17 protein-coding genes are annotated in these 17,774 nt (G+C 69.0%); 14 read left to right on the top strand and 3 right to left on the bottom strand.

Features of this window, described 5'->3' with window-relative positions:
* The first annotated feature begins 133 nt into the window (after positions 1-133).
* The 6 genes from OHU74_RS00800 (at position 134) to OHU74_RS00775 (ending at position 6,381) form a co-directional block, all read left to right on the top strand.
* Entirely contained in the window at positions 134-865 is a 732-nt protein-coding gene (locus OHU74_RS00800; RefSeq protein WP_371614049.1) for a helix-turn-helix domain-containing protein, read from the top strand.
* The gene (locus OHU74_RS00795) at positions 862-1,617 is read left to right on the top strand and encodes an HAD-IA family hydrolase (protein ID WP_371614048.1); all 756 of its coding nucleotides are present in this window, start codon (positions 862-864) and stop codon (positions 1,615-1,617) included. Before OHU74_RS00800 ends, OHU74_RS00795 begins: the two co-directional genes overlap by 4 nt.
* Positions 1,614-4,013, top strand: a complete 2,400-nt coding sequence (locus OHU74_RS00790; protein ID WP_371614047.1) for a glycoside hydrolase family 65 protein — start codon at positions 1,614-1,616, stop codon at positions 4,011-4,013. The genes OHU74_RS00795 and OHU74_RS00790 overlap by 4 nt, the downstream gene beginning before the upstream one ends.
* A gap of 482 nt (positions 4,014-4,495) precedes the next feature.
* Positions 4,496-4,852 carry an STAS domain-containing protein gene (locus tag OHU74_RS00785; protein WP_371614046.1) on the top strand — a complete coding sequence of 119 codons (357 nt, stop codon included), beginning with the start codon at positions 4,496-4,498 and terminating at the stop codon, positions 4,850-4,852.
* 65 nt (positions 4,853-4,917) lie between these two features.
* Positions 4,918-5,517: a hypothetical protein gene (locus OHU74_RS00780; protein WP_371614045.1), complete on the top strand. Its 600-nt coding sequence runs from the start codon at positions 4,918-4,920 to the stop codon at positions 5,515-5,517.
* Positions 5,518-5,664: 147 nt separating this feature from the next.
* Positions 5,665-6,381 carry a GAF and ANTAR domain-containing protein gene (locus OHU74_RS00775; RefSeq protein WP_371614044.1) on the top strand — a complete coding sequence of 239 codons (717 nt, stop codon included), beginning with the start codon at positions 5,665-5,667 and terminating at the stop codon, positions 6,379-6,381.
* A 3-nt stretch (positions 6,382-6,384) separates the two neighbouring features.
* Here the strand turns inward: OHU74_RS00775 and OHU74_RS00770 are convergent, their stop codons facing one another.
* On the bottom strand, positions 6,385-6,675 hold the full coding sequence (locus tag OHU74_RS00770; RefSeq protein ID WP_371614043.1) for a hypothetical protein: 291 nt from the start codon (positions 6,673-6,675) through the stop codon (positions 6,385-6,387).
* Positions 6,676-7,041: 366 nt separating this feature from the next.
* On the opposite strand from OHU74_RS00770, the gene OHU74_RS00765 reads away from it, so the two are divergent.
* From OHU74_RS00765 to OHU74_RS00740, 6 genes are all read left to right on the top strand, one after another.
* Positions 7,042-7,638: a hypothetical protein gene (locus tag OHU74_RS00765; RefSeq protein ID WP_371614042.1), complete on the top strand. Its 597-nt coding sequence runs from the start codon at positions 7,042-7,044 to the stop codon at positions 7,636-7,638.
* Between the two features lie 249 nt (positions 7,639-7,887).
* A complete protein-coding gene (locus OHU74_RS00760; RefSeq protein ID WP_371614041.1) occupies positions 7,888-8,118 on the top strand; it encodes a hypothetical protein in 231 nt (76 codons plus the stop codon).
* 572 nt (positions 8,119-8,690) lie between these two features.
* Positions 8,691-9,137: an RNase A-like domain-containing protein gene (locus OHU74_RS00755; RefSeq protein ID WP_371614040.1), complete on the top strand. Its 447-nt coding sequence runs from the start codon at positions 8,691-8,693 to the stop codon at positions 9,135-9,137.
* Positions 9,138-9,148: 11 nt separating this feature from the next.
* A complete protein-coding gene (locus tag OHU74_RS00750; protein WP_371614039.1) occupies positions 9,149-9,718 on the top strand; it encodes a hypothetical protein in 570 nt (189 codons plus the stop codon).
* A gap of 75 nt (positions 9,719-9,793) precedes the next feature.
* Positions 9,794-10,366 carry a hypothetical protein gene (locus OHU74_RS00745; RefSeq protein WP_371614038.1) on the top strand — a complete coding sequence of 191 codons (573 nt, stop codon included), beginning with the start codon at positions 9,794-9,796 and terminating at the stop codon, positions 10,364-10,366.
* Positions 10,367-11,046: 680 nt separating this feature from the next.
* The gene (locus OHU74_RS00740; protein ID WP_371614037.1) at positions 11,047-11,523 is read left to right on the top strand and encodes a hypothetical protein; all 477 of its coding nucleotides are present in this window, start codon (positions 11,047-11,049) and stop codon (positions 11,521-11,523) included.
* 268 nt (positions 11,524-11,791) lie between these two features.
* Here the strand turns inward: OHU74_RS00740 and OHU74_RS00735 are convergent, their stop codons facing one another.
* Positions 11,792-13,213, bottom strand: coding sequence for an ArnT family glycosyltransferase (locus OHU74_RS00735; RefSeq protein WP_371614036.1), 1,422 nt, complete (start codon positions 13,211-13,213; stop codon positions 11,792-11,794).
* Between the two features lie 1,062 nt (positions 13,214-14,275).
* Positions 14,276-15,181 (bottom strand): S41 family peptidase, encoded by a 906-nt coding sequence (locus OHU74_RS00730; protein ID WP_371614035.1) that lies wholly within the window; start codon positions 15,179-15,181, stop codon positions 14,276-14,278.
* Positions 15,182-15,237: 56 nt separating this feature from the next.
* Between OHU74_RS00730 and OHU74_RS00725 the strand changes: the two genes are divergently transcribed.
* Both OHU74_RS00725 and OHU74_RS00720 read left to right on the top strand, forming a co-directional pair.
* Positions 15,238-15,780 carry an ArsR/SmtB family transcription factor gene (locus OHU74_RS00725; protein ID WP_371614034.1) on the top strand — a complete coding sequence of 181 codons (543 nt, stop codon included), beginning with the start codon at positions 15,238-15,240 and terminating at the stop codon, positions 15,778-15,780.
* A gap of 529 nt (positions 15,781-16,309) precedes the next feature.
* The gene (locus tag OHU74_RS00720) at positions 16,310-16,711 is read left to right on the top strand and encodes a hypothetical protein (RefSeq protein ID WP_371614033.1); all 402 of its coding nucleotides are present in this window, start codon (positions 16,310-16,312) and stop codon (positions 16,709-16,711) included.
* Positions 16,712-17,774 lie beyond the last annotated feature (1,063 nt).

Raw genomic sequence — 17,774 nt, 5'->3', positions numbered from 1 at the left:
GTGAGGCGGACCCATGCGGAGCCCACCGTCACACCCCGAGAGGGGGGCCGCATGGGCCCGACAGGCCCCGGTAGGGGACCGTCCGGCCCTGTCCCGTGCACCCGTAGCGGGTACAGCCTGAGGTTGGCGCCCAATGCGTCGCCAAGTTCCTGTACCGGCTACGAACCGCAAGGGTGTGACGATCATGGGAGAAACCACGGCAGATACGTCCCCGATCAAGGTTCCGGCTGCCCGTGGCGACCTCGGACGACGTGTGACCGCCCGCCGAGAAGAGCTGGGGCTCACGCGTGAAGAACTCGGGGAGCGTTGCGGGGCCGCCGAGTCGTACATCGCCTATGTGGAGGAGCGGGCGGCGGCGCCCAGCATGGGCATGCTCGTCGGTCTCGCGGACGGGCTGGGGACCACCGTTGCCGAGCTGACCGGGAGAACGACCGACAGTCCCCCCGGCATGGGGACCGCGATGCGGGATTCCGAGTCGACGGTGCTGAGCGGAGCCGAGTGCCTCCGCCTGCTCTCCACCCACGGCATCGGCCGGGTCGGGTTCTCCGGCATGGAAGGACTTGCCGTCTTTCCCGTCAACTATGTCGTTGTAGGAGACGAGATCGCGTTCCGTACGGCGGCCGACTCGCGGCTCGCCGAGGCAGCCGGGACCGAGGTCGCCTTCGAGGTGGACCACATCGACGACGCGATGCGGGAGGGCTGGAGCGTCATGGCTGTCGGCGAGGTGTCCGGTGTCACGGACGGGGCACGCGTCAGCCACCTGTATTCCGTCGCCCGCTCGCTGCCCTGGGCCGGCGGACCCCGTACGCACTGGATGTCCATAGCTCCCACCCGGATCAGCGGCCGCCGTGTGGGTTCCGGGTGAGCGCCCCGCATGCCGTTGTGTTCGACACCGACGGGGTGCTCCTCGACTCGGCCCTGCTGCACGCAGCGGCCTGGAAGACCGCCTTCGACAGCTGTCTGGACGCCTGGGCCGCGTCCGGGAACGGGAGACAGCCGCCCTTCGACGCGGAACGTGAGTACCGCCAGTGGGTCGACGGCAAGCCCCGGCTGGACGGGGCGAACTCCTTCCTGAACTCCCGTGGCATCGACCTGCCGACCGGCAGTCCCGACGACGCACCGGGCGACGACACGGTCTGGGCGGTCGCCGCGTGCAAGGAGGCGGCGTTCGTACGCACGCTGGAGTCCGGGGCTGTCGAGGCCTTCACCGACGTCGCTCCGGCGCTCGCCCGGCTGAGGGCGCACGGCGTGTACTGCGCGGCCGTATCGGCCTCCCGGCATGCCCGGCCGCTTCTTGGATCAGCTTCTCTTCTGAGCTACTTCGACACGGTGGTGGACGGCACGGACGCTGCCGAACTGGGACTGGCGGGCAAGCCGGACCCCGCTCTGTTCCTCGAAGCGTCCGTACGGCTCGGGATGGACCCCGCCCGCTGCGCGGTGGTGGAAGACGCCCTCGCGGGTGTCGAAGCAGGCCGGCGCGGCCACTTCGGCCTCGTCATCGGCCTCGACCGGGCGACGAGCCCCGCCACCGCGGGGGCACTACGGGAACGCGGGGCGGACCTGGTCGCCGCCGAACTCCTCACGGTCGCCGACCTCGTCTGCGGGGCAGGACCGTGACCGCCTCGTGGACCTGGGAGTACGACCATTACGATCCCAAGACGGAGCGACTAGTCGAAGCCCTGTGCACACTGGGCAACGGCAGGTTCGCCACCCGCGGTGCGGCCCCCGAAACCCCGGCGGGCCCCGTTCACTGTCCCGCCACCTACGCCGCCGGCTGCTACAACCGGCTCACCTCGCACGTCGCCGGACAGCAGGTCGACAACGAGGACATGGTCAACCTGCCCAACTGGACGGCACTGCGTTACCGCTGCATCGCCGCCGACGGTCTACCGGGCGACTGGCTGACTCCCGACGACCCCGGCATGCTGCACTACAAGGTGGTGCTCGACCTGCGCCGAGGGACGCTCACCCGGCACATGCTCTTTCAGGACGGCCACGGCCGCCGCCTCGGCGTCACCCACGTCCGCGTCGTGCACATGGGGGACCCCTACCTGGCGGCCCAGCGGACCACCTTCCGCGCGTACGGCTGGAGCGGCCTGATCGAAGTGGAATCAGGGCTCGATGGAGACGTGGCCAACACGGGAGTGGAACGCTACAGCGGGCTCGACGGCCACCACCTCACGGATCATCGGACGGGCTTCGCACCGCACGGCGTCGCATGGATCGCCTGCCGCACCACCTCCTCCCACACCGAAATCGCCCTTGCCGTAAGGACGGTCACCCGACCCCGCACGCCCACCATGAGGAGCCAAGCCGCAGCCGGGACGGTGCAGACGTTCAGACTGCCCGTGGTCCCCAGGCAGTCCGCGACGGTGGTGAAGACCGCGGCCCTGTACACCTCCCTCGACAGGCCGACCGGAGACCTCCTGCCTCGCGCGATCGAACACGCTTCGCGGGCCCCCGGATTCCCGGACCTGCTCACGGCGCAGCATTCGGCCTGGGAACGGCTATGGGAACAAGGCGAGTTGACCGTCGCGGGGGAGACGGGCAAGATCCTGCGACTCCATGCCTTCCACGTGCTGCAGACGCTCTCCCCGCACACCGCAGAGCTGGACGTCGGCGTCCCCGCACGGGGGCTGCACGGTGAGGCCTACCGGGGCCATGTCTTCTGGGACGAACTCTTCGTCCTGCCCTACATCACCCTGCACTTCCCCGAAGTCGCGCGGGCCCTGCTCATGTACCGCCACCGACGTCTCCCGGCCGCCCGCGATGCTGCTCGGCAAGCCGGTCAGAGCGGGGCGATGTTCCCCTGGCAGAGCGGAAGTTCGGGGCAGGAGGAGAGCCAGGCCCTGCACCTCAACCCCCGCTCGGGCCGCTGGCTGCCAGACCACTCGCACCTGCAGCGCCACGTCGGCTCCGCGATAGCCCTGAACGTCTGCCGGTACGGGCGGGCCACCGGGGACACCGGCTTCCTGCACGGCCCCGGAGCGGAACTCCTGCTGGAGATCACCCGCTTCTGGGCCGGCGCCGTCGTCTACGACACGGAACGGGGGCGCTACCGCATCCGTGGTGTGCTGGGCCCGGACGAGTACCACGACGCCTATCCGGGGGCCTCGGAAGCCGGAATCGACGACAACGCCTACACCAACGTGATGGCGGCCTGGGTGATCCAGCAGGGGCTCGAACTGCTCGATGCGCTGCCCCCCGCGCGCCGGACGGAGCTGACCGAGCGGCTCGCCCTGGACCGCGGCGCTCTGGAGTACTGGGAAGAGGTCTCCCACCGCTTGTACGTCCCGTTCCATCGGGGCGTCATCAGCCAGTTCGAGGGATACGGAGACCTGGCCGAGCTGGACTGGGCGGCCTACCGTGCCCGGTACGGCGACGTGCGCCGGCTCGACCGGATCCTGGAAGCCGAAGGGGATACGGTCAACCGCTACCAGGCGTCGAAACAGGCCGATGCGATCATGCTCGGCCACCTCTTCCGGCCCGCCGAGCTGTACGGCCTCTTCGCCCGGCTCGGCTATCGGCTCGACGAGACGGTGTGGCGGGAGACCGTCTCGTACTACCTGCGGCGCACCAGCCACGGATCGACGCTCAGCAGCCTCGTCCACGGCTGGGTACTGGCCCGCCAGAAGGACCCGGACGCCTGGAAGTACTGCCAGGAGGCACTCCTCGGCGACGTCGCGGACATCCAGGGCGGGACCACCGGCGAGGGCATCCACCTGGGCGCCATGGCCGGCACCCTCGACCTCGCGGAGCGCGGCATCACGGGTCTGGAGACCGGCCCCGAAGGCCTGTACGTCGATCCCGTCCCCCTACGGGAGATGGAGCCCGTCTCCTTCACGCTCTGCCACCGGGGACACCGCGGTGTCCGTGTCCGGCTGCTCCAGGGCAGGTTCGGCATCACCGTGCCGGAATCCCGCCAAGGTCCTCTGGCCCTCATGCTGCCGGGGGAACAGGCCGTCGTGGTGGCGGGAGGGGAGGAGCATTGGTTCCGGCTTCCCGTGGACTAGACCCGCCGCCTTCGCGGAGATCTCCCTCGTCAAGACGTATCGCGTACGGGCTCACACGAACGACCGATGGTGGTCGGCACTGCTCGGATACACCAAAGTCGCAGGTGCGATCGTTTCTGCGCCTGCGCCTCGCAGCTGGGGCGCACGTCGGTGCGCCCGCGCGCCGGTCGGCAACCAGCCAGAAGAGGCCTGCTTGCGCCCCTCCGCCGATACCGGCACCGGGCTATGCTGCGAACAGAACGTCCCCCGTTCCAGACCCTGACGGCGCGTTGCCCGCCACAAATCTCCGCGTCGCGGCCCGAACTCACGATCCGCCGGCCCCGACGCATCCGAGGGCGTGGTTCGTCCCCATCCTGGAACGCAGGCTGCCGGACCGGCCTTGCCCTCCGTGTGCACATCCGCGCCGGGAAGTGACGGGAGGAGCCGGGGAGTCCGGCGCCGACCGGTGTTGCCCGGCTGGTCCCGAACCGAGGCACTTCATCATGCGTGTCCCCGATCCGATCGCCCACAGGTACGACGAGAACGGCCGGGTGCTGATCGCTCCGGCCGGCGAGCTCGACGTCTCCACCGTCCACTTGCTGCGCGCGGCACTGGCGCGATGCCTGCACGACGACGTCCGCACCATCGACATCGACCTGTCCGCCGTCACCTTCTGCGACTGCAGTGGGCTGGGCGTCCTCCTCTCCGCGTGGTGGCGCATCACGGCGGCCGGAGGAACCCTGAGGCTGCACCACCCGCCGCCCGTACTGGTCCGCATCATCGGCATCACCCGTTCCGGTTTCTTGCTCGGCGACCGTCCCGCTCTCGCCCTCCCCGTCGCCCTGGGGGGTGTGCTGTGACGGACACGTCGCCACTGGGGCGTTCTCAGAAGGTCCGCCGCGGGGCTCCGTACGGTCCCGACGAGATGATCGCGATCCGCCTGCGGCGGCTGAACCGATGGCAGGCCGAGGGACTGCGGGAAGACGTGGCGGACCTGTACGTGGAGTCCTCCCACCCGGCGGCAGGTGCTGCCCACAGCAGCCGGGAAGCCTTCCTGCAACGCTTCACGGGCGATGTCCGGCAGCCCGGATTCGCCATGCTGGTCGCCGAGCGGGCCACCTTGCTCGGATGCGTCTTCGGTTTCCCCCTGAGACGCGACGGCTCCTGGTGGAGGGGGTTCCTCGGACCCCTTCCCCGGGACATCGAACAACTCACAGCCTCCGGCCACGTCTTCGCCGTCACCGAAGTCGTGGTCGCCCCGCACGAACAGACCCTCATCCTCGGCCGGCGGCTGCAGGAGCGGCTGCTGGACGACCATCGTGCGTCGCTCGGCGCCACCCTGGTGCCCGAGTCCGATGCCCGGAGCCTGGCGACCTTCCGGTCCTGGGGGTGGCGCGAGGTCGGCGAGGTCCACAGGCCGCCCGGCACGGCGCTGCACCGGGCGCTGGTACTGCCCCTCGGGAGGGTGCCGGGAGCCGTGTCCGACCAGGGGCTCCCTGCCGGCACCCGGCGACCGGAGCGGTGACGGGTGGGCGGACGGCCAGGATCCGCCTGCTCGTGGCCGAGCAGGCGGCCCGGCGCGGCGAACGGATCGCGGTGCCCGGATCGACAAGCCGGATCCGGACGAGGACCGGAGCGCCCCCGACGATGCCTGAAGACAGAAGGTGTGCACATGAACGAGCAGTTCCTTGCCAAGGCATTCGTCGAACTTGCGGACAACTTGGTCGCGGACTTCGACCTGATCGACTTCCTCTGCATGCTGACCGACAGATGTGTCGGCATGCTCGATGTGAACGCGGCCGGCGTACTCCTCGCGGACCACAATGGTGAACTCCGCGTGATGGCCGCCTCCGACGAGCGGGTGCGCCTGCTCGAACTGTTCCAGCTCCAGAACGACGAAGGCCCGTGTCTGGAGTGCTTCCACACCGGCGTACCCGTCACCATCCCGGACCTGAGCACGGAAGCCGCCCGCTGGCCGCGCTTCACCGCGCAAGCCCGCCACAGCGGGTACTCGGCGGTCCAGGCCCTGCCGATGCGTCTGCGGGACGAGGTCGTGGGCGCGCTGAACCTGTTCCGTGCCCTCCCGGGGCCCTTCGATCCGGCCGCCACGCCCATCGCCCAGGCCTTGGCCGACGTCGCCACGATCAGCCTCCTGCAACAGCGCTCTTCCCGGGAGAGCACGGTGCTCAACGAGCAGTTGCAGACGGCGTTGAACAGCCGTGTGTTGATCGAGCAGGCCAAGGGCAAGCTCGCCGAACGTCAGGGCATCGGCATGGAAGAGGCCTTCAGCGCGCTGCGCTGCTACGCCCGCGCGCACAACCGGCGTCTGTCCGACCTGGCCGGCGCCTTCGTCGACGGAAGTGAGCCCCTCGCAGGCCTGGTCACCTGACCGTCAACGCGGTTCTTGACGGTCGCGGTCACGGCGGTTCTCACGGCTCCGGCGGCCGCGATGCTGCCGGGCGTAGCGGCGGTCCCAGCGGTGCTGCTGGTCACGGTGGTCCCGGTAATCGGCGTAGTCCTGGTGGTCGTCGTAGCCGCGGTGGTCGCTCTGATGACCCGAACGGCCAGGCCGTCCGCGGTGCACGAGGGCGAAGAGCAGTACCGCGGCGGCCACCCACAGCAGGTGGTTGAGGTAGCCGAAGAGGATCAGGGCCACCAGGAGAACGAGAAGCACGACGGACACGAGCAGTCCCTTCCACAGCGGAACAGGTCATCGCTGCCGGGGACCGGGGCCTCATCCAGCAGCCTAGCCCCGCGTGGAGCCCGGCGACAGCAGTCGGACCCATTGACAGCCGCTACTGCCCGGCGTTGACTGACGCAGAAGGTGTCGGGCCGTACCACCCGGGAAAGCTCCGGAGTCAAGCCCGCCACCCTCCGCTTCGCCCGGACCCCGCGGAACGCAGGTAGCCCCTCTGTGACCGCTGTGCAGGTCCCGGCCATGTCCTTCCGGATTCTTCTCCTCCTGCCGGCATCAACGCGCCATCGAGCGAGGAGAGTCGACGGGTATGCAGCAGAACGACGTACGAGCCGGCAACAGCGGGGGACCTCCATGTCCAGGTCCGTGATCATCATCGCGGCCCTCGTCGCGGCAACCCTCGTCGCCGTGACGGCCGTCCTCTTGGCCACGCTCGGCCACCGCCGGATCGGACACGGTCTGAAACGGCGCTTCGGCCCCGAGTACGAACGCCTCGTGACCCGCCACGAGGGTGACACCAAGGCCGCGGACCGAGAACTCGGCGAACGCATGAAACAGCACGGTTCCGTCAGGGAACGGCCGCTCTCGCCGGCTTCCCGGGAGCAGTACGCGGCCCAATGGGCCGGGATTCGCAAGCGGTTCGTCGACTCCCCGCAGGAGGCGGTCGCCGAGGCCGACGCACTGTTGGCACGGTTGGCGTCGGACCGGGGCTTTCCGGCCGACGGGCCGTTCGAGGAGCGGCTGGCCGCGCTCTCCGTCCGCCACGCGCAGCACGTCGACGGCTATCGGGCCCTCCACCGAGCCGCCCACGGCCGTGGCAGCACGGAGGACAACCGCAGGGCCATGACCGGGGCGCAGGAGCTCTTCGACTCCCTGGTCGCACAGCATCCGGCCGACTCGGGCCGGCACCGCCCGCAGCGTCAACCCGCCGGGGGAAGCGGCACGCGATGACGTACAGGAGCGCGCACGGCGCTCCCCGGCCCAGAGTCCGCTCCCCTCGAGGAAGCCGACACCGCCTCCGCCGAAGCCGCCACCCGCGTCACGGCCGCCACCCGCCCCGGCCCCGGACGCCCGGCCGGCTCGAAGAACCGACAGCCCGCCACCCGCTACGACGCGATTGTCACGGACACTCCCAAGGACACCGACCCCGACGAAGAACCATTCGATGTCGTCTTCCACGACCAAGGCGCCAGCGTGTGGGTGAACACCGGCTACGAGGCGACCGTCTACGACCATTCGGGCAACGAGGTCGACTGCGGGCATCAGCGGCCCATCGAAGTCCTGCGTGCCTGGACCGAAGCCTCCGAGGCTGCCGCAGATCGCTCCGACCTGACGCCGGAGCTTCGGGAGAGGGCCCATAGCGAGGCGGAGACCATGCGATGGCGACTCTCAAGAGCCGAAGCCGCCGAGCAGGAGGCGCAGGACGGCTGATACGAGCTCGGGGGGACGGATCCCAACGGGGGTCTGCCCAGTCCAGTTCAGCGGCCGACGCCAGAGGTTAAATGCCAAGCTCAGGCCGCCGGCGTCGTCGGAGAGCAAGGTGTCCTCTCGCCCGGCGATCGTGAGGTGGTGCCGAGTGGGGCAGGGGCCCTCGACGAGAACCGCAACAAGGCGGAGACCGGCCGTAGCTGGCGGACCAATCGGGATCTGCCGCCCACCGGCCGGCGTCCCATCGTCGACGTGCTGAAGAAGACGGCGGGCGCGTTTCAGGAGACCCTCGACCACCTGGCCGAGGCCATGGACACCACCAGGGCGACGACCGAGCGTTGCGACAAAGAGGCCGCCAGGGCCACGGCCAAGGATTTGACGACCGGCCTGGACCTGAGGGACGTCACCAAGCTCGGGGTCGGTGCGAACGTCGGCGAAGCCATGCGCTCATTCCGGTCTCATATGGACCAAGCCGCTCCGAGATCGCGCGCGCCCAGGGGTTCGGTGCGCGGTCGCTCAACGAGTTCAAGCAGGAGCACAGCTGGCAGCGCGGTGGCGGGAGTCCCAGCCTGTTCATGTACTCGTTCGACCTGGCGACTCGCGAGGACCTCGGGGGCGCGCATACCCTGGACAAGCACGTCGGCAAGACCGACGAACAGCTGTTGCAGCGGCACCGTGACGAAGCCAAGGGATCGGGCAAGCTCCAGCTCATGTCGACGTCCAGTTTCCCCGATGTCGAATCGGCGCAGAAACACACCCAGTACTACATCCGCCACAACACTGCCGAGATCCAGGACTGGCTGAAGAGTCCGCCACCCAATCCCGCTTCCAGATCCTTTCAGGTGGCGACGGTTCCGTTGGAGGGCCCACTCCAAAAGAATGCGGTGACAGGCCGGACCTCGGAGAGAGTGGGCCCGTCCCAGGCCGGACCTGTCCATGAAGCCCATGGGGTGAGCACTCGCCTCAAGTACGATCCGAACCTCAACCCGCCCTTCGTCGTCCTCACGTCGATGCCTGAATAGGGGAGCGAACAATGGACGATCTCACGGCGGACGCCTGGGCAGACGGACTCGCACTGTACGAGGACCGCTGGGCATTCACAGCTGTGGCCCCACGTGACCACGTGGAGTGGTGGTTCGACGTCGCGGCGGTCATGCGCGGTGAGACCGCTGATCCGCGAGGGTGGGCTTCACTCGACCCGTACGAGGAGGATGTCGACCGCGAGGCCGAGACGTTCGCCTGGATCGAGCCCCCCACCAGTGCAGCGGACGTGGAACGCTTCAATTCCTCCGTCGAAGAACTGCCCCGGTCCTCGGTCCAATCACTCATGGTCCTTCTCGCAGTCGTCGGCATGAATGTGTCGAAATCCCGTGACTTCGAGGATCGTCGGCCGGAAATGGAGTGCCGTGCCCGGGTGTTGCTTTCGCGCTTCCCCGATGGCACCTGCTTCTACTCCAACATCGATTGGAAGGGCGAGCATCCGAACTTCTACGAACAGCCGGTCAACGGGACCAGTCCGTTCAGTCAAAGCCGTTGGGACGCAGGCCTGATCGCGGTCAACGACACAGAAGTAGCTCTGATCTGGACTTTCGAATCCTTCTGACCTTCTGACCTTCCGACCTGACGGGGGAAGTCCTTGCTCACCCGAACCGCTACCTATCCGACCGGGATACCGCCAATGACTGAACTCACTGCGGAGGCATGGTCGGACGCACTTGAGCTGTACCAGTACAGCTATACCGCCGTCTCGGCCGCCCGGCGCGAGCACGATGAGTGGTGGACAGACGTTGCCGCGATCATGCATGGTCAGACGTCCGACCCTCGCGGATGGCTGTCGCTCGATCCGGACGAGGGCGAGTTCGAACGTCTGGACGACCCACTGTTCCCCTTCGTGGAAGCCCCTACGACGCCGGCAGACGCGGTGCGCTTCCGACCGCGAGTGACCGAGCTGCCCCGGAAGTCGGTCCGGTCATTGTCGGTTCTGCTCGGCACTCCCGGCCTGGACGTGACCAATGCCGCAGAGTTCGACCACCATCGGCCGGAGATGGAACGCCGGGCTCGCCTGATCCTTTCGCGCTTCCCCGAAGGCACGCGCTTCTACTCCAATGTCGGCTGGAAGGGCACGAACCCGGACTTCTACGAGCAGCCCGTCCGCCTGACGGATCCGTTCAGCCGTTACGGCTGGGACGCCGGTCTGATTGCGGTCAACGACACCGAAGTCGCGATGATCTGGCACTTCGACCCCACCTGATCAGACTCACCGAACTGGGGAACCCATGCTCACCCGAACCGCCCCGACCGGGAAGCCGCCCAGTGGGGCACCGAAGAGGTCATCAACCGCAACGAACAAGCGATCCACCGCTGGTTCGCCCAAGCCACCCGCCCGTGTATCGCCCTCGAAGCGGCCTGGCCCTCCCACCCCGATCCGGTCGGCCGCGTCCTGCTCCAGGCCATTGCTTTGGGTCGACGGTGAGCTGGCGGGGGAGCTTGGTTACGGTCCACTGCGAGGCGTGTCGGTGAAGAGACTCCGAGGATGCGGAAGTCATTCCGCCCGGTCGGCAACCACCTCGTCGGCATCCTCCATGGCTGCCTCAAAACCCGTACCACCTACAGCGAAGCGACCGCCTGATCACACCAGGCCCACACACCCGCCGCTTGACCTCAAACGACATGGGGTGTCTGAACCCCGGCCACCCCGCACCCGCACCCGGCATGCGCGCTTTCAGGCCCGTACCACCGGCCGCCCAGGTGGTTCTGACGGCATCTCAGCCTGGGACCCGCGGAAACCGTTCTTCCCTTGGGCCGGACGGAGAAGTCCGTCTGTATGCGCGGTCCCGCCGCCAGGTCGCACCCGAATGGCTACTACTCAGGGCTCTGACGTGCTGCTTCAGTTCGGTGTCCCCTTCACCCAGCCCACCTCGGGAGTCCCGCATGCCCCACCGTACGAAGCTGCGCGGCGCCGTAATCGGAGCCTGCACCACCGCCCTGGTCGTCGGCGCCGGCCTGTTCACGCTTCCCGCGCAGGCGCACAGCCAACAAGCGGTACCCGCTGCAGCCGCGCGGATGTCATCGCGCGCGGAGATGCAGGTCACCGAGTTCCTCCAGCAGTACGAGTACGCCACGGAAGGCACGCAGAACGAGGGTAAGAGCCAACTCCAGATCCGCGCGGGGTTCCTCACCAAGGGCGATGACGTAGATCCATTCCCCGGCCTCGGTCTGCCACCGCCGCACGAGTTCCCCTGGACGGTTCCGCCGGGCAGGACGGCCCTCTCTGCGAGGCGGTGCTCCGCCGCCTCTTTCCCGATGCTCCGCCCGGTGACCTCGCGCAGGTCCTCCTCTGGTGTCCGGGAAGGGGTGACCTGGGCGACCAGCCCCGCCGCACCTCATGGACATGGCAGGCGGCAGTAGCCGAGTAGGCCGGCGTACGTCGCGTAGACGGTCGCCGACCTCTGGCCGTAGGCCGGGTGCGCCGACTTCGTGGCGAACCGGTGTGATGACCGGTCAGTGGCTGAACGCGCCCGTATCCGTGGATAGGGGCGTCCGGTTCGGCGGACGGACCCGTGCTGATCTTCCCGCGCTTGTCCGCCGGGGTGGGGTCTTCGACGTTGAGCGACGGTCCCTCCGGCATATCGATGGTCGTCCCTTCGGAGTCCATCTGAGGATTTCGGCGAGCTGTTCAGTTCCGGCGTAGTAGGGGCCAGAGCTCCGCCCATGCCCGGTCCGGTCCCGCGCAGAGGACTACGGCTGCGTGCTGTTCCTGGTTTGCCGTGCCGTGGCCGTTGTCGACGTGGGCGACGGTGTGGCAGTCCGTGAAGTGGTCTTGCAGGTCGGGGTATTGCGCTGGGTGGATGAGGAGTACTGGCCCGTTGGAGGTCGTCGGGGGAGGGCCCCAGGCGTGCAATGCCATGTGGCCGGAGTACGGGGATGGCAGGCCGAGGGCGGGCCCGTACTGTGCGAGAGCTCCGGCCTCGCCGTAGTTCGCGGTCAGTAGGACGGCCGTGGCCCGCTGGTCGGCGGGGATTGCCGCCCAGCCGGTGGCGGTGGCGCGTGCGAGCTCCGGCCAGCCGACTTCTTCTCCGATGTCGGGATCGACGGTCATCGGCACGGCCAGTGCCGAGGCCGGTAGCACCGGCAGGGCGGCCAGAGCACTGGTGAGCAGGGCTGCGAGCAGTGCGCAGGCCAGTTTGGCGCGGTGCTCGCGCAGCCAGTGGGCGTACGGTTCGCAGCCGGCCGCGGTGAGGGCGTACAGCAGCGGGATCGGGTAATAGGCTTTGCCGCCGCCCGCCATCACCAGGAGGCAGAGCGCCACCCAGGCGACCGCGACGGGTCGGGCCCAGCGCAGCTCAGGGCGGCGCAGCAGCCGGCTCAGCCCGGTCAGCCAGAGGGGGGCCAGCAGTGGGGAGAGCAGGAGTACCTGCATGGGGATGACGAGCAGCCGCCCGCCCGCTCCGCCGTCGGAGCTGATTCCCTGGGCGACCGTCAGCTCGGGCCAGCCGTGTGCGGCTTGCCACCACAGGACGGGCAGCGCGAAGGGGAGCGCGGTGAGCAGTGCGGTCAGCGGGCCGAGAAGGGTGCGTGGCCGGGGTATGAGAAGGCCGCGCGGTCCTGCTGTCAGGATGCCGGCCGCCAGCGCCGCGAGGAGCCCGACTATCAGCAGCTTGTTCAGGAGCGCGATTCCTACCGCCACGCCGAGCAGTGGCCACCAGCGGATCTCGCCGGTGCGCAGCAGGCGGAGCGTCAGCAGAATGACCGTCAGCCAGGAGGCCAGGTCGAACGTCGCGGTGGAGAGCAGGTGGCCATTGCCCAGCAGATAGCCCGAGCAGGCCGTCGCCGCTGCCGCGATCACCTGGCCGCCGTGCCCGGCTCCCAGCTCGCGGGCGATCAGCGCCGTCAGTACGATCGAGGCCGCTGCGAGCAGCGCGGGAAGGATCCGTACCCCGGTCGGGGTGGCGCCGAAGAGCTCCGAGCCGAGCCGGGCCAGCAGCGGGGTGAGCGGCGGCTGGTCGGGATAGCCCCAGGCCAGGTGGCGACCCGCGAGGAGAAAGTACAGCTCATCGCGGTGGAAGCCGTATCGGCCCGACAATGCGATCAGCAACACCGCGGCAGCGGCCGCGATTCCCCCGACCGGCCCGACCGCGAACGCTCCCAGACGCGGCTGTGCATCCCCCCCGAATACGCATGCCCGCAGTCTGACCGTCCGGGACGGGGCCCGAGAAGAGCCTGGGCGGAGCCGTTGGTCCACGGCCGTGTAGGAGCTGGAGAACTCCGCGGCCCGTCCCTGTCTGCACGGGGTGTCGTGGCTGGCCAGGGAGGCCTCGGGGTCGTCGAGGTGTCGGCGTTGAACCGCTCCGCAGGGTCGTCGCTGTTGAGGGGGTCCCGCGTTGCAGTGGGGGCGGATGATGTGTACGGCCGGGAGCCGCACGAGTCCCGTTCGACCTCGCGATACAACCCGGGGCGACGGCGTCGGACTTCGATCGGTGGAACGTTCCGGTGCCGACGGCGACGCGCGAACTGCTGGGCCGACTCGGCGGCTTCGCAGTACCGCCGGTGGAGTCGACATCGAGGACGACGGGTCATGGGGCCAGGTGCTGATGCAGTACCGCGAGGGCGGACTCTTCGTCGAGGCCGACTCGCTGCCGCACTGGCTCGCCCGGCTGATCGGGACGGCGGAGGAACTGGTCAACGATACGGGTTTCGAGGAGGGCGTAGAAGCGTACGCCGAGGATTTCTGGTCCCTTCTGCAGCTGTCCGGCCCGGAGTTGCCGCTGCACCCCGCGGCCGAACTCCGGGGCGGCCCCGGCACGGACCCGGTGGTTGCCGGCCTCGCCGAGCGGGTGCCGGACGGTGCGGTGATCGCCGACCTCCGCGGAGCCCCGCCGGGCAGCCGGCCCGCTTCGATCGGGCCCTCAGGCGATACCGCCTGGAACGGGCCGTCGACGGCCCGGTGTTTGCCGCCGTTCCCTGGGACCGCTGACCGGGACGTGCCGCTCGCCCGGGTCAGGGCGGTCCGGGTAGCCGCCTGGGATTGTGGTCGGGCGTTGGAAGGGCGGGCGGCTGCTCCAGTCGGCGGAGTTTCCCATGGGTACGGTGATCGAGCCGAAGGAGCTGTGCCGGGGCAGGCGTTGCGCGGAGTGCTGTCTATCGGCCGTGCTGGGCTGGGTCAGCCTGCCAGTCGGGCGAGGGCCAGTGCGTGCGCGTGGGCGAGTGAGTCGGCAGCAGCGCAAGGGACGTCCGGCTGCACACCGACGCCCTCCCAGTTCGTGCCGGAGACGGGGTTGATGGCTCGGCCGACGGGGACGGTGGCTTCCAGGTGGGGGTGCACGGTCCACCCCTGGCACGGGTGCGCGCCGCCGCGGGTGGGCTCGCCGACGACTATGGCGCGGCCGAGCTGCTGGAGGTTGTACGCCAGCTCCTCGGCGGCAGAGAAGGTGCTCTCGCTGGACAGCACGTACAGCGGCTTGCTGCCGCCGAAGCGTGCGCCGGGAACGTACGGCAGGCTCCAGGACTGCTCGGTGCGCTCGCCACCGCGCCAGTACATGGTGTTGAGGTGGGTGCGCTCGTCGAGCAGGTAGCTGCAGACGAATGCGACCGCGTCCGGGTCGCCGCCCCGGTTGGCGCGAAGGTCCACGATCAGCGCCTGGGCGCGGGAGGCCAGGGTGAGCGCGGCGGTCAGCGGCTCGGCGGCCCACTCCAGCGGAAACAGCATCGGTGCCAGCTCCAGTACGGCGACCCCTCCGTCGAGCAACTCCACCCGGGGTGCACCGCCCAGTGAGGTGTCGAAATCCCGGCGCATGGCCTCCAGGGTGGCCGCTCCCTCCTTGGGGGGCACCGGGTCGGCGTGGTGCTTCAGTCTCAGGTGTCGGTCACCGTTGGCGGACTGCAGGTCCGCGGTGACCAGCCGGGCGAGCTCCTCGGCGCCGTCGACGTCGTAGGCGCCCTCAGCGAGGCGTCGTTGCAGCAGGTCGGCGAGTTGCTCGGCTATCTCGGGGAAGACGTAGTGCTCTGTCAGGAGCCGGGCCGTCTCGTCGATGACAGGGGCAGGCTGAAGGTTCGTCGAAGTCGTCATGGCGGGAGTAGAGCACCGCCCTTGCGAAAGCGTCAACGAATTTAGACACTTCAGGCATGCGCGATCAGCCGCCCTGTCCACCGTCTCCTGAGGACGTCCTGGAGATCGGTGCGCCCGAGCAGTTCGCGGCACTCGCCCACCCGTTGCGTCAGCGGTTGCTCTTCGCCCTGGGACACCAGCCTGCCACTGCCAGCCGGCTTGCGGCGCAGCTCGACGAGAAGAAGGGCAACGTGGCCCACCATCTCAAAGTGCTCCGCGAAGCCGGGCTGGTCCACGTCGCCGAGACCCGCCAGGTCCGCGGCGGCACCGAGCAGTACTACCGGCGCACGGCACGCCACATGGTCGTCGCCGAACCCCAAGCGGCAGGCACCGCCGCGATGCTCGCCGCGGTCGCCCAGGAGCTGGACCGCTCTCCCGCCGAAACTCACCTGACACTACGCCACCTGCGTCTCAGCCCCGCGAGGGCGAGAGAACTCGGTGAGGCCCTCGCCCAACTGGTCGACGAGGCCGAGGAAGATGCAGAGGACGAGCCCGTGCACGGCGTGTTGGTGGCGCTCTATCAGCAGGCTCTCCCGACCAGCGCCACCGGTTCCGCCTAGGCCGTCTCTTTCGGATCTTGTCGGGTCCGCGCCGCCCGGTGCCGCACCTCGCCGCACTGCCGGGGCACCCGAGTACGTCCAGTACGCGGGAGCCCCGGCAGCACGGCGAGGCACGGCACCGGAGGACGCGGACCTGACCGACAAGATCCGAAAGAGACGACCTAGCGGCACCAACCTCACGAGACAGCACACCTACCTCACTCGAGACGAGCCGCACCCGTTGACCCGTTGGCGTCCAAACCCAGTCGCCCGATCAGTGCGCTGCACCCGACTGTCTTCGATTCAGTCACCGCCGCGATCGGCCCGCACTGCTCCCGGTTTCCCCGCGTCGACAGGATCAAGTCCGTTAGACTCCGCCTGTGTCAGGACGCTTGCGAGATACTTCGGATTCCCCTCCCGGCGGTGGGCGGGCCACGCTGTGACGAGCGGTGGAATAGCCGAGGCCGAAGGACCGGTGAATCGTCCGCCGAGCTATTTCGAGCAGCCGGTCTGGACGGGGCTAGGGCTCCTGGTCGTGTGTGCCGGTCCCGTGATCCTGCTGGCTGGCATCGGCGGGTACGTCCCCGACGACGACAGGCTGGGAGTCGTTGTGACCGGCCTCGTGTGGACCCCTTTCACCGTGGTCGTCCTGGTCCTGGCCATCGTCGGCACCGTGCGCGAGCAGCGCGTGTGGCGCGACCTGGACACGGGCGGCGTGCGCGTCACGGGCAGGGTCACGTCCGCACAGCGCGTGTGGTGCGGCGAGGATGAACGTTGCACCAGGGTCCGGATGCTGGTCACCGTGCCGGGCCGGCCGCCGTTCGCCACGAGCCACCTCGTCGCCGGGGAGGAGATCATCGAAGTCGGTACGGGGATCCCGGTCGACGTGCACCCGACGCGCGACATCTTCCGCCTGGTCGCCGACCCGTCCACGGGTGGGGCGTCCCGGTAGCCCTCGCCCGCACCGAACTGCCGGCGCGGGAGCGGATGATCCGCCTGGGCCCGGAGGAGCCATACGAAGGGACCGGCTGCTACCCGCTCAACCCCTGTTGGCAGTCCGAACGCTGGCGGTCGGCCGGGCCACCTTGAGTCGGGCCAGGCCCCGATCGTCGATGTGGGTCTTCCCGATCTCAGGACTGGTGTTGATGATGCGGCGGCAGCATCGGGTGCTGAACGTCGGTAAAGGCGGGGTGGTTGTGCGATGGAGTCCGGATCGGACCTCGTGGCGGGGGGATGCGGAGGCGGTGACCGTACTGCTGGAGGCGGGCGCGGATCCGGACACGGTCACGGGCGACGGTCCGCCCGTATTGTGCTGGCGGTCGCCGCCTATGACGCCGTTGTCGCGGGTGCGCTGGTCGGGGGCGGCGCGGACCCGGACCGTGGACTGCCGGGCGCGACGACCCCTCCTGCGGGCGGTCGACGGCGGCTCGCCGGCGATGACTAGAGCCCTGCCGGGGGACGATCCGCTCCAGCGGCTCCCCGACGCCGAACGAGAACGGCTGCTCGCTCTGGCCCGGCGCTGGTACGAGCGAGGCGCTGAGGTGAAACTCCGCGACAGGGCGGGGGAGTTCGGGCCTGTGCACGAGGAGCGCGTCGAGGATGGCGAGTACGACGGCGTGGCCAGGCTGACGCTAGTGCTGCGACCGGGAACCTTCGCCGGGTCGCTCGTTGTGCTGGTTGGAAGTGACGACGCTTCCAACCACGCAAGAATAATAAGAGCAACAACAATAACAACAATGGCGGCGGCGGGGCGGATAATAACAACAATAACAACTGAACTTCAGAGTCCGGCGGCCGACGCTTCGAAGTCACCTGGCCGCCGGATTTTCACGTGCGCGCCCTGCGATGCGGTGCAAAGGGCGGCGAAGGCAGTTGGTGCTCCCAAGGTATGGCCGTACCGGGCACCATCAGCCTCTGGAAGCAGTGGGTCCGCAGGGGCGGATCCAGTAGTGGATCGACAGGGAGCGGCCGCCCGGGACCGGGATCCCCGTACCTGAACCCTCCGATATGTGTTC

This window comes from Streptomyces sp. NBC_00454 (genome assembly GCF_041434015.1).
Lineage (GTDB): Bacteria > Actinomycetota > Actinomycetes > Streptomycetales > Streptomycetaceae > Streptomyces.
The sequence above is the reverse complement of the archived record's forward strand: the minus strand, read 5'-3'. Positions and strand labels throughout refer to the sequence as shown.

Coding starts and splice junctions, on each gene's coding strand:
- OHU74_RS00800 (WP_371614049.1), top strand. CDS start 134: ATGCGTCGCCAAGTTCCTGTACCGGCTACGAACCGCAAGGGTGTGACG.
- OHU74_RS00785 (WP_371614046.1), top strand. CDS start 4,496: ATGCGTGTCCCCGATCCGATCGCCCACAGGTACGACGAGAACGGCCGG.
- OHU74_RS00780 (WP_371614045.1), top strand. CDS start 4,918: ATGATCGCGATCCGCCTGCGGCGGCTGAACCGATGGCAGGCCGAGGGA.
- OHU74_RS00775 (WP_371614044.1), top strand. CDS start 5,665: ATGAACGAGCAGTTCCTTGCCAAGGCATTCGTCGAACTTGCGGACAAC.
- OHU74_RS00765 (WP_371614042.1), top strand. CDS start 7,042: ATGTCCAGGTCCGTGATCATCATCGCGGCCCTCGTCGCGGCAACCCTC.
- OHU74_RS00755 (WP_371614040.1), top strand. CDS start 8,691: ATGTACTCGTTCGACCTGGCGACTCGCGAGGACCTCGGGGGCGCGCAT.
- OHU74_RS00750 (WP_371614039.1), top strand. CDS start 9,149: ATGGACGATCTCACGGCGGACGCCTGGGCAGACGGACTCGCACTGTAC.
- OHU74_RS00745 (WP_371614038.1), top strand. CDS start 9,794: ATGACTGAACTCACTGCGGAGGCATGGTCGGACGCACTTGAGCTGTAC.
- OHU74_RS00740 (WP_371614037.1), top strand. CDS start 11,047: ATGCCCCACCGTACGAAGCTGCGCGGCGCCGTAATCGGAGCCTGCACC.
- OHU74_RS00730 (WP_371614035.1), bottom strand. CDS start 15,181: ATGACGACTTCGACGAACCTTCAGCCTGCCCCTGTCATCGACGAGACG.
- OHU74_RS00725 (WP_371614034.1), top strand. CDS start 15,238: ATGCGCGATCAGCCGCCCTGTCCACCGTCTCCTGAGGACGTCCTGGAG.